Source organism: Geodermatophilus sp. TF02-6 (genome assembly GCF_003319115.1).
Classification (GTDB): Bacteria; Actinomycetota; Actinomycetes; order Mycobacteriales; family Geodermatophilaceae; genus Geodermatophilus.
The window spans coordinates 202,674-214,958 of the sequence record NZ_QOHF01000003.1; the positions used below are offsets into that span (position 1 = coordinate 202,674).

Annotated in this window: 12 protein-coding genes; 5 read left to right on the forward strand and 7 right to left on the reverse strand. The window is 75.9% G+C overall.

From position 1 onward, the window contains the following. Nucleotides 1–6: 6 nt before the first annotated feature. Nucleotides 7–276: a hypothetical protein gene (locus DQ238_RS04370; RefSeq protein WP_113780085.1), complete on the reverse strand. Its 270-nt coding sequence runs from the start codon at nt 274–276 to the stop codon at nt 7–9. Between the two features lie 102 nt (nt 277–378). On the opposite strand from DQ238_RS04370, the gene DQ238_RS04375 reads away from it, so the two are divergent. Further along, on the forward strand, nt 379–975 hold the full coding sequence (locus DQ238_RS04375) for a DUF1353 domain-containing protein (RefSeq protein ID WP_113780086.1): 597 nt from the start codon (nt 379–381) through the stop codon (nt 973–975). 12 nt (nt 976–987) lie between these two features. Here DQ238_RS04375 and DQ238_RS04380 read toward each other — a convergent pair whose 3' ends face one another. Together DQ238_RS04380 and DQ238_RS04385 are read right to left on the reverse strand one after the other, a co-directional pair. Continuing rightward, complete coding sequence (locus DQ238_RS04380; RefSeq protein ID WP_113780087.1) at nt 988–2,283, reverse strand: HAMP domain-containing sensor histidine kinase; 1,296 nt, start codon at nt 2,281–2,283, stop codon at nt 988–990. Nucleotides 2,284–2,314: 31 nt separating this feature from the next. Next, nucleotides 2,315–3,007, reverse strand: a complete 693-nt coding sequence (locus DQ238_RS04385) for a response regulator transcription factor (protein ID WP_113780088.1) — start codon at nt 3,005–3,007, stop codon at nt 2,315–2,317. Between the two features lie 113 nt (nt 3,008–3,120). On the opposite strand from DQ238_RS04385, the gene DQ238_RS04390 reads away from it, so the two are divergent. From DQ238_RS04390 to DQ238_RS04405, 4 genes are read left to right on the forward strand one after another with little or no spacing between them, the layout of a single operon-like run. Further along, nucleotides 3,121–4,245, forward strand: coding sequence for a hypothetical protein (locus DQ238_RS04390; RefSeq protein WP_113780089.1), 1,125 nt, complete (start codon nt 3,121–3,123; stop codon nt 4,243–4,245). Further along, complete coding sequence (locus DQ238_RS04395) at nt 4,242–4,958, forward strand: polysaccharide deacetylase family protein (protein ID WP_199506125.1); 717 nt, start codon at nt 4,242–4,244, stop codon at nt 4,956–4,958. The genes DQ238_RS04390 and DQ238_RS04395 overlap by 4 nt, the downstream gene beginning before the upstream one ends. Next, the gene (locus tag DQ238_RS04400; RefSeq protein ID WP_113780091.1) at nt 4,958–5,854 is read left to right on the forward strand and encodes a DMT family transporter; all 897 of its coding nucleotides are present in this window, start codon (nt 4,958–4,960) and stop codon (nt 5,852–5,854) included. Before DQ238_RS04395 ends, DQ238_RS04400 begins: the two co-directional genes overlap by 1 nt. Then, on the forward strand, nt 5,851–6,327 hold the full coding sequence (locus DQ238_RS04405; protein WP_113780092.1) for a phosphatase PAP2 family protein: 477 nt from the start codon (nt 5,851–5,853) through the stop codon (nt 6,325–6,327). Before DQ238_RS04400 ends, DQ238_RS04405 begins: the two co-directional genes overlap by 4 nt. A 63-nt stretch (nt 6,328–6,390) precedes the next feature. Here the strand turns inward: DQ238_RS04405 and DQ238_RS04410 are convergent, their stop codons facing one another. The 4 genes from DQ238_RS04410 to DQ238_RS04425 form a co-directional block, all read right to left on the reverse strand. Beyond that, nucleotides 6,391–8,106 (reverse strand): AMP-binding protein, encoded by a 1,716-nt coding sequence (locus DQ238_RS04410; protein WP_113780093.1) that lies wholly within the window; start codon nt 8,104–8,106, stop codon nt 6,391–6,393. Next, the gene (locus tag DQ238_RS04415) at nt 8,103–8,486 is read right to left on the reverse strand and encodes a hypothetical protein (protein WP_147263007.1); all 384 of its coding nucleotides are present in this window, start codon (nt 8,484–8,486) and stop codon (nt 8,103–8,105) included. The genes DQ238_RS04410 and DQ238_RS04415 overlap by 4 nt, the downstream gene beginning before the upstream one ends. Before the next feature lie 89 nt (nt 8,487–8,575). Further along, nucleotides 8,576–10,492: a primary-amine oxidase gene (locus DQ238_RS04420; RefSeq protein ID WP_113780095.1), complete on the reverse strand. Its 1,917-nt coding sequence runs from the start codon at nt 10,490–10,492 to the stop codon at nt 8,576–8,578. A gap of 12 nt (nt 10,493–10,504) precedes the next feature. Further along, the gene (locus tag DQ238_RS04425; RefSeq protein WP_113780096.1) at nt 10,505–12,001 is read right to left on the reverse strand and encodes an APC family permease; all 1,497 of its coding nucleotides are present in this window, start codon (nt 11,999–12,001) and stop codon (nt 10,505–10,507) included. Nucleotides 12,002–12,285 lie beyond the last annotated feature (284 nt).

Here is a 12,285-nt window from a genome sequence, read left to right on the forward strand (position 1 = left end):
CCCCGGTCAGCGGGGCAAGTCGTCGAGGTAGTCCGGATAGCTGGCGATGACGTCCTCGAGATCGACGATGCGGGGGAAGTCCGGCACGTCCTGGTGGCGCAGCAGAAAGCGGACGGTGTGCCGGACGACCGCCTCCTCGTCGTCCTCGGCGACGCCGATGCGGTCGAGGAGGTCCGGGGACAGCTCGACCCAGGACTCCACCTCCTCGACCTCGCCCCGCAGGCGGACGACGTACTGGTGGTCGCCCTGCGCCTCGATCCCGAAAGGCTCGCTCATGCCCTCCGGGCTACCCGGTGTCCGGGCGCGGACACCGGCGTCGCGGGCTCCGCCCGGGCTCGCCGCGGCGCGGCCGCGTGTCGGGCCTGACAGCATCCGGGTGTGCCCTTCGAGTCCGCCGCGCTGCTCGTCCGGCAGGTCGACGCGTCGACGTGGGCGGTCGTCGACCCGCTGGTCTACCGGGGCGACCGCGACCGGTTCTTCGTCCCGGCCGGTTTCCGCACCGACTTGGCCACGGTGCCCCGGCTGGTCGCCTGGCTGGTCCCGCGGTTCGGTGCCTACACGCGGGCCGCGATCCTGCACGACTGGCTGTGCACCGAGGGCATCCGGTCGGGGGTGGTCACCTCGCGGGAGGCCGACGGGCTGTTCCGGCGGGTCATGCGCGAGGCCGGCGTCCCGGTGCTGCGCCGGTGGCTGATGTGGACCGGCGTCCGGTGGGGGGCGCTGGCCAGCCCGCTGCGGCGGCCGGGCTGGGCGCACAGCGCTCCCGGCGTCCTCGCCATCTCGGTGCTGGCCGCGCCGCTGGTCGTCCCGCCGGCGCTGGTGATCGCGCCGGGGCTGGTGGTGTACATGCTGGCCGAGTGGGTCGTCGGCCGGTTCGCCCCGACCTCCGGGGAGCGGCTGGTCGTCCCGACGGAGGATCTGGTCGTCCCGACGGAGGGGGCAGCGCGCCGGGTCGTGCGCCGACCGGACGGCTGAGAGTCCGCGGCCTCACCCGGGCGGCGGCTCGGCGGTGGCCGGCAGCAGCAGGGTGAACAGCGGGGGCCGGGCCCGGGTCAGACCCAGCCGGCCGCCCTCGGCCTCGGCCAGGCTGCGGGCGAGGGCCAGGCCGATGCCGTGGCCGGTGGCGCTCTCGGCCCGCCGCCGGAACAGCGCCTCGACGTCGGCCGGCCCGGCCCCCTCGTCCCCGACGTCGACGGCCAGTGCCGCGCCCGCGTCGCGGACGGCGAGCGAGACGGTGCCGGCGCCGTGCGTGGCGGCGTTGTCCAGGAGCACGGCGACCACCTGGCGGACCGCGGCCGCCGACGCCCGGCTCTCGGGCAGTTGGTCCTCCACGTGCACCTGCAGGGCCCGTCCCTGCGCGGCCAGCACCGGAGCCCACACGGCGGTCCACTCGGCGAGCAGGTCCGCCGTCGGCAGCAGCGCCCCCTGGGGCCGGGTGTCGCGGGCCAGCTCGAGCAGGTCCTCGATGGTGCGCTGCAGCCGGTCGGCCGACCCGATCGCCGCCGCCAGCGCGGCGCGCTGCCGGTCGGGAGGCAGCTCCAGGGCCGTCTCCAGCTCCAGCCGCAGCCCGGTGAGCGGGGTGCGCAGCTGGTGGGAGGCGTCGGCGGAGAAGGCGCGCTCGCGCCGGACCAGCTCGCCGATCCGGCGTGCGGTCGTGGTGAGCGCGTCCCCGGCGGCGTCGATCTCCGGGATGTCGCTGGGGGTGGTGCGCACGCTGAAGTCGCCGTTGCCCAGCCGCTGGGCACTCGCCGCCAGCGCCTCCAGCGGGCCGGCCAGCCGGCGCGCCTGCCGCCGGGCGAGCAGCCAGGTCACCAGGACCGCGCCCAGGCCGAGGGCGAGCATCGACCCCCAGGCGGAGACGATCCGCAGCCGCACCGCGGAGTAGTCGCTGGCGGCGCGGACGACGCCGAGGACTCCGGCGCCGTCGGTCACGGGCACGGCCACGACCAGCTGGCCGTCGACGTCGTCCGCGCTGGCCACCTCGCCGCCGGCCGCCCGCCGCACCACGCCGTCCTGCCGCGGCGGGCCGGAGCCCGACCGCAGCGCGCCGTCGACGTAGAGGGCGACGGTGATGTCGTCCCGCAGCGCGTGCAGGTGGGTGGGGGTGCGGCCGCGGACGAGGTCGACGGCGGCGGCGATCGCGCCGACGTCGGCCGACTGCTCGACCTCGGTGCGCTCGTCGCCGAGGAGGTACTGGGAGGCGCCGTAGGCCAGCGGGACGCCGAACAGGGTGATCGCCAACACCGCCGCGAGCAGGCTGAGCCCGACGATGCGTCTGCGCACGGTGCGCAGTGTGCCCAGGGTCCCTGGGAGGTCAGCCGGACGACGGCTCGAGCCGGTAGCCGTGCCCCCGCAGGGTGGTGATCCGCGGCGCCCCCGAGCCGCCCGCCGCGGCGAGCTTGCGCCGCACCGCGGCCACGTGGACGTCGAGGGTCTTGGTGGAGCCGAACCAGTGCGCGTCCCACACGTCGGCCATGAGGGTCTCGCGGCTGAGCGCGGTGCCGGCGTCGGCGACCAGCCGGGCCAGCAGGTCGAACTCCTTGGTGCGCAGCGCCACCTCGGCGCCGCTGACGGTGACCCGCCGGGCGGCGACGTCGACGACCAGCGCGTCGACAGTGAGCACGGTGTGCGCCGGGGGCAGCGCCGCGCTGCGCCGCAGGTGGGCGCGTACGCGGGCGAGCAGCTCGGCGAACCGGAACGGCTTGGTCAGGTAGTCGTCGGCCCCGGCCTCGAGGCCGACCACGACGTCCATCTCCTCGGTGCGGGCGGTGAGCACCACGATCACCGCGGTCGGCTGTGCCGCCCGGACCCGGCGGCACACCTCCACCCCGTCGAGGTCGGGCAGGCCCAGGTCGAGCAGCACCAGGTCGAACCGGCGGCCGGCGACCGCCTCCAGCGCGCCGCGGGCGGTGCGCTGCCAGGAGACGGAGTGGCCGTGGCTGCGCAGACCGGAGGTGAGCGCGGCGCCGATCGTCTCGTCGTCCTCGACCACGAGCAGGTCAGCCACGGCCCCAACGTAGCCGCCGGCCGGCGGTGTTCACCCGCCGCTAACCCGCGGCTGGCCGGTCGGTGGGGTCGCGCTGCCCAGCATGGGGGGCCGGACCCAGGAGGTGGTCGTCCATGGTCGCACCGGTGGTGGAGGCGCCCCGGTCGCCCGCGGCTGCGGGAGCGCGGGTGCTCGTCGTCAGCGGCAGCGTCGGCGCCGGGCACGACGGTGCCGCGCGGGAGCTCGCCGACCGCCTGGGCCGTGCCGGAGCCGTCGCCTGCGTGCGCGACCTGCTCGACGCGCTGCCGCGGCCGGTCGCCCGCCTGCTGCGCGACGGCTACGCCGGGACCGTCGGGTACGCCCCGGCGGCCTTCGAGTTCCTCTTCCGGCGCCTGGAGCAGCACGGCCTGCTGTGGCGGGCCGAGCAGCGGCTGTGCGCCATGGCCGAGGACACGGTGGCCGGCTGGGTCGGCGACGTGGATCCGGACGTGGTGGTGTCCACCTACCCCCTCGCCGGCCAGGTCCTCGGGGCGCTGCGGGCCGCAGGGCGGCTGGCCGCGCCGGTGGTCACCTACGTCACCGACCCCGCGGTGCACACCAGCTGGCTGCACCCGGCGGTCGACGTCCACGCGGCCGTCACCGCGGCCACCGCCGGCCAGGGCGCCGCCCACTACGGAGCACACCTCGACGTCGCCGGGCCGCTGGTCCCCGCCCGCTTCGCGCAGGTGCCCGGCCCGGCGGAGCTGGCCGACCTGCGCGGCGACCTCGGCCTGCCGCCGGGCCGGCCGGTGGCCCTGCTGGTCGCCGGGTCGCTGGGCCTGGGCGACCTGCTGCCCTCGGTGCGGGACGTGGCGGCGGCCGGGTTCACGCCGCTGGTGCTCTGCGGTCGCAACGCGGCGCTGCGGCGGCGGGTCGGCGGCGCGCCGGGGGTGGTGGCCCTGGGCTGGCGGACCGACGTGCACCGGCTGGTGCACGTCGCGGACGTCCTGGTCCACAACGCCGGGGGCCTGTCCTTCACCGAGGCGTACGTGGCCGGTCTGCCCGCGGTGACCTACCGGCCGATCCCCGGGCACGGCCGGGCCAACGCCCGGGTGCTGGACGCCGCCGGCCTGGCGCCCTGGGCCCGGACGCCGGCCGAGCTGGGCGAGCTGCTGTGGGCCCGCGCAGCCGGCGAGCGCACGCTCCCGGCCGTCGCGGACCCCACGGACCTGGTCCTGGCCGTGCTCCCGGCCGCCCGGCGTCCGGGACGGGCGGCGTGAGGGCGCGGTCGCTCGGCGTCGTCGCACCGCTGCTCGCCGGCGGCGCGCTGCACGCGCTGCCCGCGCTCGCGGCGCGCGGACCCCTGCGGTCGCTGCGGCCGTCGCTGGCCGGCCGGGGACGGCCCGGCGGGGTGGCGCTCACCTTCGACGACGGCCCGGACGCCGCCGGGACCCCGGCGGTGCTCGCCGCGCTCGACGCGCTGGGCTGGCAGGCCACCTTCTTCCTGCTCGGCCGCCAGGTGCGCCGGCACCCGGACGTGGCCCGGGCGGTCGTGGCGGCCGGCCACGAGGTCGGCCTGCACGGCGACGTGCACGCCAACCACCTGGTCCGGTCACCGCGGTGGGTGCGACGCGACCTGGCGGCCGGGTGCGCCGCGGTCACCGCCGTCACGGAGGTCCGGCCGCGGTGGTTCCGGCCGCCCTACGGCGTGCTGTCCGCCGGCTCCCTGCACGCGGCGGCGGCGCTCGGGCTGACCCCGGTGCTGTGGACGGCGTGGGGGCGCGACTGGGAGGCCGGCCCGCCCGCCGCGGTGCTGGCCACCGTGTGCCGGTCCCTGGACGACGGCGGGACGGTGCTGCTGCACGACTCCGACTGCACGAGCCGGGCGGGGTCGTGGCGGTCGACCGTCGCCGCGCTGCCGCTGCTCGCCGGCGAGCTGGACCGGCGCGGGCTGGCGGTGCGCCGCCTCGGCGACCACCTGGGCGCCGGCTGATGGCCGCCGCCGTCCTGCTGGCGCTGGCCTCGGCGGCGACGTACGCCGTCTCGACGGTGCTCCAGCACTCCGTCGCGGCCGCGCCCGCCCTGCGCGGCCGCGGGGCGCTGTCGTTCGCCGCCGGCCTGCTGCGGCACCCGGCCTGGCTCCTCGGGCAGGCGGCCGCCGCCCTGGGCCTGGTGCTGCACGCGCTGGCCCTGCGGTTCGGGCCCGTGGTCATCGTCGCGCCCCTGCTGTCCACCGGGCTGGTCTTCGGGCTGGTGCTCGGCGCCCTCGTCGACCGCCGCCACCCCGACCGCCGGCTCCCCGACCGCGGGCAGTGGGTGGCCGCCGGGGTCGTGGTCGTGGGGCTGGCCCTGTTCACCGCGTCCGCCGATCCCCGGGGGGGCCGAGCCACCGCGCCCCCGGCCGGGCTGGCCGTGTGCGTGCTGGCCGCCCTGCTGGTCGCGGGAGCCGCTATGCTGTGGGCGCGCCGTCCGACCGCGCCCTCCCGGGCCACGGTGCTCGGGGTCGCCGCCGGCACGGGGTTCGGGATCACCGGGCTGCTGCTCAAGGAGTTCGTCGGCCTCCGGCCGGCCGCCTGGCCGACGAGCTGGACGACGCCGGCGCTGGTCGTGGTCGGTGGCATCGCCGTCTACGAGTCGCAACGGGCCTTCCAGGCCGGCCCGCTCATCGCGTCGCTGCCGGTGATGACCGTGCTCGAACCGCTCGTGTCGACGGTCCTGGCCGGCCCTCTGTACTCCGAGCGGCTCGCGCCGGGGCCGCTGGCCTCCACCGCCCAGCTGGTCGGTGCGCCGACGCTGGCGGTCGGCCTGTTCGTCCTCGCCCGCTGCACGGCCAGGGCGTCGCCGGCCGTGCGCGGGACGGCGTCGGACCGCAACCGGGCGCCCGCGTGAGCGCGCTCGTCGTCGCCGCCGCCCGGTACCTGCTCTACGGGCTGGTCCTGGTCGCGGCGCTGGTGTGGGTGACCCGCGACCGGGCGGGCCGGCTCGCGATGCTCGGGCAGGCCGCGCTCGGCCTGGCTCTGGTGGGGGCCGGGATCGTCGTCGCCGGCGCCCTGCACGTCGACCCCAGGCCGTTCGTGACCGATCCGGCGTCGACACCGCTGTTCCCGCACCCGGCGGACAACGGCTTCCCCTCCGACCACGCCGCCGCGGCCGGCCTGCTGACCGCGCTGGTCGGCGCCCGCCGGCGGGCCCTGGGGCTGACGGTCGGGGTCGGGGCGGTCCTGATCGCGGTGGCCCGGGTCGCGGCCCACGTCCACCACGCCCAGGACGTCGTCGCCGGGCTGGCCATCGGCCTGCTCGCGGGCGCCTGCGCCGTCGGGGTCGTCGACCGGGTCGCCCGCCGCCGCACCACCGGCAGGTGAGCCACCGCCCCGGTGGTCGTCCCTCCCGATCAGCCGCCCCTGCCGATCAGCCGCGCCTCCCGATCAGCTGCGCAGTGCCGGGAACTGGTCGTCGCGCCACTCGCCCGGCCGTGGCCGGGCGCCGGCCTGCTCCTCCTCGCGGCCGCGCAGCTCGACCCGGCGGATCTTCCCGGAGATCGTCTTGGGCAGCTCGGCGAACTCGATGCGGCGCACCCGCTGGAACGGTGCCAGGTGCTCGCGGGCGTAGCGCAGGATGTCCTGCGCGGTCTCCTCGGTCGGCTCGAACCCGGGCGCCAGGGCGACGTAGGCCTTCGGCACGGCCAGGCGCACCGGGTCGGGCGCCGGGACGACGGCGGCCTCGGCCACCGCCGGGTGCTCGATGAGCACCGACTCCAGCTCGAACGGGCTGATCTTGTAGTCCGACGCCTTGAAGACGTCGTCGGTGCGTCCCACGTAGGTGATGTACCCGTCGGTGTCCCGCCCGGCGATGTCGCCGGTGTGGTAGTAGCCGCCGGCCATCGCCTCGGCGGTGCGCTCCGGGTCGTCCTGGTAGCCGGTCATCAGCGGCAACGGCCTCCCCGACCCACCCGACGCCGAGAGGTCCAGGCAGATCTCGCCCTCGCCGGGTCCGTCGACCCGCTCCCCGGTCAGCGGGTCGACGAGCACCACGGGGACGCCGGGCAGCGGCCGCCCCATCGAGCCGGGCCGGACCTCGCAGTCGGGCGGGTTGCCGATCTGCGCGGTGGTCTCGGTCTGGCCGTAGCCGTCCCGGACGGTCAGCCCCCACGCCCGCCGGACCTGCTCGACCACCTCGGGGTTGAGCGGCTCACCGGCGCCGACCACCTCGCGCAGCGCGCCGGGGCCGCCGGAGAGGTCGCTGGTGAGGAGCATGCGCCACACCGTCGGCGGAGCGCAGAACGAGGTCACCCCGTGCTCGCGGATGCGCTGCAGCAGGACGCCCGGGTCCAGCCGGGTGTAGGCGTGCAGGAAGACGGTCGCCTCGGCGATCCACGGCGCGAAGAAGCAGGACCAGGCGTGCTTGGCCCAACCGGGCGAGGAGACGTTGAGGTGCACGTCGCCCGGGCGCAGGCCCAGCCAGTACATCGTCGACAGGTGCCCGACCGGGTAGGAGACCTGGGTGTGCTCGACCAGCTTGGGCCGCGAGGTCGTGCCCGAGGTGAAGTAGAGCAGCAGCGGGTCGCCCGGCGCGGTGCCCGGGTGCGCGGCCGGCCCGGCGTCGAGCGTGTCGGCGTCGTGCAGGTCGGCCCACCCGTCGGCCGGGCCGACGCTGATCCGGGTGTAGTCGCCGGGGACGTCGGTGAACTTGCCGGTGTCGGCGGGCGCGCAGACCACGTGCCGGCCCCGGCCCCGGGCCACCCGGTCGGCGAGGTCGGCCGGGCCGAGGGCGGTGGTCGTCGGCATGATCACCGCGCCCAGCTTCGTGATCGCCAGCATCGACTCCCACAGCTCGACCTGGTTGCCGAGCATGAGCAGCACCCGGTCACCCCGGCGCACGCCCTGCCCGGCGAGCCAGGCCGCGACCCGGTCGGAGCGGCGGGCCATCTCGTCGAAGGTCCGCGTGGTGACCGCGCCGTCCTCGTCGGCGAGCACCAGCGCCGGCCGGTCGTTGCCCCGGGCCACGGCGTCGAACCAGTCGACCGCCCAGTTGAAGCTCCTCCCCAGGTCGGGCCAGCCGAACTCGGCCACCGCGCGGTCGGGCTGCCCGCGCAGGGCGAGCAGCTGGTCACGGGCGGCCCGGAAGGCGTCGGTCGCGCTCATGGCCCGGCAGTCTGCTCCGCCTCGGCGCCGCACGGGCGGCCGGCCGCCGTCCGGACGGCGCCGGTGAGCACGACCAGCCCGAGCAGCAGGGACGCCGTGACCAGGACCAGCCCCGGCCACGGCACCGTCCCGTGCCCGGCAGAGCTCGTCGTCGGCGCGTGGACGGCCAGCATGCCCAGGTCGAGCAGCACGGTGGTGGCCCACACCGACCGGGACGGCGCGCGCCACAGGTGCCAGGCGCAGGGCAGGCAGGCCAGCGCCATGCCGGCCGCGGCCAGGGACCCGAGCGAGGCGGCGTGCAGCGACGCCACGTGCACCGCCGCCGACCCGAGCGCGAGCGCCGCCGCGACCCGACCGGCCGCTCCCTCCCAGGTGATCATGGGGTTGGTGCACGGGACACGGGGCGACACGCCGCGGCGGCCGGCCACAACCCCATGATCACGGCCGGAGGAGCGGCCGGAGGTCGTCGTCACGCCTCGTGCGAGGCGCAGTGCGCCGAGGCCGACCGGGGCACCCCCAGCGCCGGGTTGCGGTCGAAGAAGCCGACCGGCTTGAGGGTGAAGCCGGCGTAGTCGGTCGGCATGACCGGCCAGTCCTCCGGGCGCGGGAAGTGGGTGAGCCCGAAGGTGTGCCAGAGCACGACGTCGGCGTCCTCCAGCGGCGCGTCGTCGGCGACGAACGACGGCAGGCCGCCGGAGCCCGGGTGCTGGTTGACGAAGTCGCCGGCCGGATACCGCTCGGCCGGGTCGTACTCGCTGACCCACAGGCTCTTGGTGGCGAAGGTCGCCCGCTGGTGGATCGAGGACTCCTCGTCGGCCAGCATCAGCGGCAGGTTCTCCGGGTGCAGCGCGTAGCCGACCGGCTGGCCCAACCGGTTGGTCCGCGACGGGTTGACCACGTGCCAGGTCCGCCCGACCGTGCCGTCGGTGACCCGCTGGGCCTCGGACTCGCGGGTCAGCGGGGTCAGCCGGCGGCGGAAGGAGTTTCCGTAGGGATTGGTGTCGCTGACCGGCTCCCGGACGGCGTCCACCTCGTAGACGGTGTTGCGCTGCCCGTCCACGGCCATGTCCAGCCGCGCCGAGAACAGGTGCTGGTGGAACGGCGCCCCCAGCCCGGGGGCGACCTCCGTGGCGTAGGGGTGCTCGTCGCCGCGGTAGGAGGAGGTGAACACGATCCCGGTGGCCTTGGACTCCAGCTGGATGGTGCCGTCGGTGTAGAGGTACCAGTAGAAGCCGTAGTCGTAGTTGCCGATCGTGGTGAAGAAGCTGATCACCAGCCGGCGCGAGCGGCGGGTCTCGGCCATCCCGTTGAACAGGTCGGTGTGCTTCCAGCCGACGCCGTAGTCCTCCTCGTGCAGGCAGATGGCGTTGCGGATCACCTTCGGCGCGCCCTCCTCGTCGGCGATGGTGGCGTCGAAGTAGTGGATCTCGCCGAGGCAGTCGCAGCCGAGCTCGAGGGAGTTGCTGTAGCGGGCGAACAGGTACTCGCCGGTGTCGAAGTAGTTCTGCCAGAAGCGCACCGGTGAGGGGTCGGCGTAGGGCACGACCATCTCGGCGATCGACGCCCGGTAGACCACCGACCGGCCGTCGATGGACAGCTGGTGCAGGGTCAGCCCCTCGCGGACGTCGAACCCGACCCGGAACTCCCACCCGGCCCAGCGGACGACGTCGTCCTCCACGGTGAAGCTCGGCCCCTCGGGCTGGGTGATCTCGATCGGCTTGAGGTCGCGGGTCGGCGCCGGGTGGGCGTCGGAGTCCCACTCGCCGCGCTCGGCGGGCACCGGCAGGTCGAAGTGGTCGTGCACCGCGGTGGTCACCCCGCGGGTGATGTCGACGTAGGCGACCACGCCGTCCACCGGGTGGGCCCACGGCAGGTCGGCCGGGTCGGACTGGGCGAAGCCGAGCACCCGCACGACGCGGTGGCCGTACTCGTCGGGGAAGTAGGAGCCGGCCGAGAGGGGGACGGCGCGCACGTCGGCGACGTCCAGGCCGCGCTTGGCCATGGCGGCGACCCAGCGCTCGTCCTGCGCCAGGATCGGCTCGATCGCCTCGAACTCGGCGTCCAGGATCGGCACCTGCCCGTCGGCGGCGGCGTCGAGGGCGACGTCGCGGACGACGGACCGCTGGGTCACCGACACGGTGAGGTCGCGGCCGTCGCCGGTGGCCCGGTCCAGCAGCAGCACCCGCAGCCGGCGCTCGATCGGCTGCTCGGGTGTCCAGTCGAGGACGTCGCGCTTGTGCGGCTCGTCGAGGCCGACGTAGACGAACTTGGTGTTCTCGCCGAGGAGCCCGGCGGCCTCGACCACCTCGCGGGCGGCGGTGATCTCCTCAGGCGTCAGCCGGGACAGCGGGTGGGTGGCGGTGGACTGGGCAGCGGTGAGGGTCATGTCGATCTCTCCTCAGATCAGCGGTGCGTTGTCGGCCGGGGAGGCCGTGGTGAGGTCGCGGGCGGCGTTCGGGCGTGCCGCGGCGACGAGCCAGCCGGCGGCCAGCGCGACGGCGAGCAGCACGCCGGCGCCGACGCCGAGCGGTGTGGAGCCGCCCATCAGCAGCGGCAGGTTGTCGACGAGCAGGAGGAGGATCGCGGCCAGCCCGAGCAGGCCCAGGGCGGGCGCGATCAACGAGTGCCAGGGCCGCCGGTCGAGCCCGGTGCGGCGGAAGAAGACGATCACCGCGAGGCAGGCCAGCAGCATGAGGACGACGATGCCGACGCTGGCGATGCCGGCCAGCCAGGTGAAGACCTCCAGCACCGGGTCCAGCCCGGCGAGGGCGCAGACGGCCATCAGCGCCACGCCGATCGCCGTCGTCACCAGGGAGGCGACGTGCGGCGAGGCGTGCCGGGCGTGGCTGTGGCCGCAGGCGACCGGCAGCACGCCGGTGTTGCCCAGGGAGAACACGTAGCGGGCCAGCACGTTGTGGAAGGCCAGGATCGCGGCGAACAGGCTGGTCACGAAGAGCACCTGCATGACGTCGGCGGCGACCGCCCCGACGTACCGGTGGGCGGTCGTGATCACGATCCCGCCGGGGTCGGCGGCGGCCTCCTCGACGATGCGGCTGTCGCCCCATGCACTCACGATGGCCCATGCCGACACCGTGTAGAAGACCCCGATGATGACCAGCGCGGCGTAGGTCGCCCGCGGGATGGTGCGTTCGGGGTCGCGGGCCTCGTCGCGGAAGATGGCGGTCGCCTCGAAGCCGATGAACCCGGCGATGGCGAACATCAGCCCGATGCCGGGGGCGCCGGAGAGCACGTCGCCCGGGGTGACCAGCGCCGAGGACAGCCCCTCCTGGCCACCGCCCCGGCCGATCACCGCGGTGTCCATCACCAGCACGATGCCGACCTCGGCGACCAGCAGGACGGCGAGCACCCGGCTGGACAGCTCGATGTGCCGGTAGCCGAGCACTCCGGTGACGGCCAGCACCAGCGCGGTCCACAGCCACCAGGGCAGGGCCGGCCCGCCGTGGCCGGCCACCAGGTCGCCGATCAGGTAGCCGATGTAGCCGTAGACGGCGCCCTGCACGGCGATGTAGCTGATCAGCGCCACGAGGGCGCTGCCCAGGCCGGCGCCGCGGCCCAGCCCGGTGCCGATGTAGGAGTAGAAGGCCCCGGCGTTGGGGACGTGGCGGGTCATCGCGGTGAACCCGACGGCGAAGAACAGCAGCACGACGGCGGCGGCGACGTACATGGCCGGGTAGCCCGCGCCGTTGCCCGCGGCGATGCCGATGGGCACCGAGCCGGCGATGACCGTCAGCGGCGCCGCGGCGGCGACCACCATGAAGACGATGCCGGCGGGGCCGAGGGTGCCGTGCAGACGGCGCTCGGGTGCGGCCGGGCCGCCGGGGTCCCGGGCGGCCGGGCCGCCGGAGGTGGGTGGCGGGTCGGAGACGGTGGCCATGCGCACCTCCGGAGGTCGGCAGCCCGGTGCTGCCGGGGCGAGGACGACGCAATACACCTTGGTCTCCGGAGCGGCGGATGCGGTCACACCGTCGTAACACCGTCGAAACATCTGCGTAACCCCGAATGGGAGGCCGGTTCCACTTTTCTCATTCGGGAGGTGCCTCGCCGACGCCGGGGCTGGTTACGCTCCCCGACCAGCGAGGCCGAGGAAGGGCTGGTGGGCGATGGGGCGGGGATCCCGGGCCGCCTCCCGGCCGACCCCGGCCGGCCCGCTGCCCGTCT

Bases quoted from the DNA above. Each gene is read 5' to 3' on its own strand.
- DQ238_RS04410 (WP_113780093.1), bottom strand. From the start codon at position 8,106: ATGAGCGCGACCGACGCCTTCCGGGCCGCCCGTGACCAGCTGCTCGCC.
- DQ238_RS04425 (WP_113780096.1), bottom strand. From the start codon at position 12,001: ATGGCCACCGTCTCCGACCCGCCACCCACCTCCGGCGGCCCGGCCGCC.
- DQ238_RS04400 (WP_113780091.1), top strand. From the start codon at position 4,958: ATGGCCGCCGCCGTCCTGCTGGCGCTGGCCTCGGCGGCGACGTACGCC.
- DQ238_RS04420 (WP_113780095.1), bottom strand. From the start codon at position 10,492: ATGACCCTCACCGCTGCCCAGTCCACCGCCACCCACCCGCTGTCCCGG.
- DQ238_RS04390 (WP_113780089.1), top strand. From the start codon at position 3,121: ATGGTCGCACCGGTGGTGGAGGCGCCCCGGTCGCCCGCGGCTGCGGGA.
- DQ238_RS04370 (WP_113780085.1), bottom strand. From the start codon at position 276: ATGAGCGAGCCTTTCGGGATCGAGGCGCAGGGCGACCACCAGTACGTC.
- DQ238_RS04415 (WP_147263007.1), bottom strand. From the start codon at position 8,486: ATGATCACCTGGGAGGGAGCGGCCGGTCGGGTCGCGGCGGCGCTCGCG.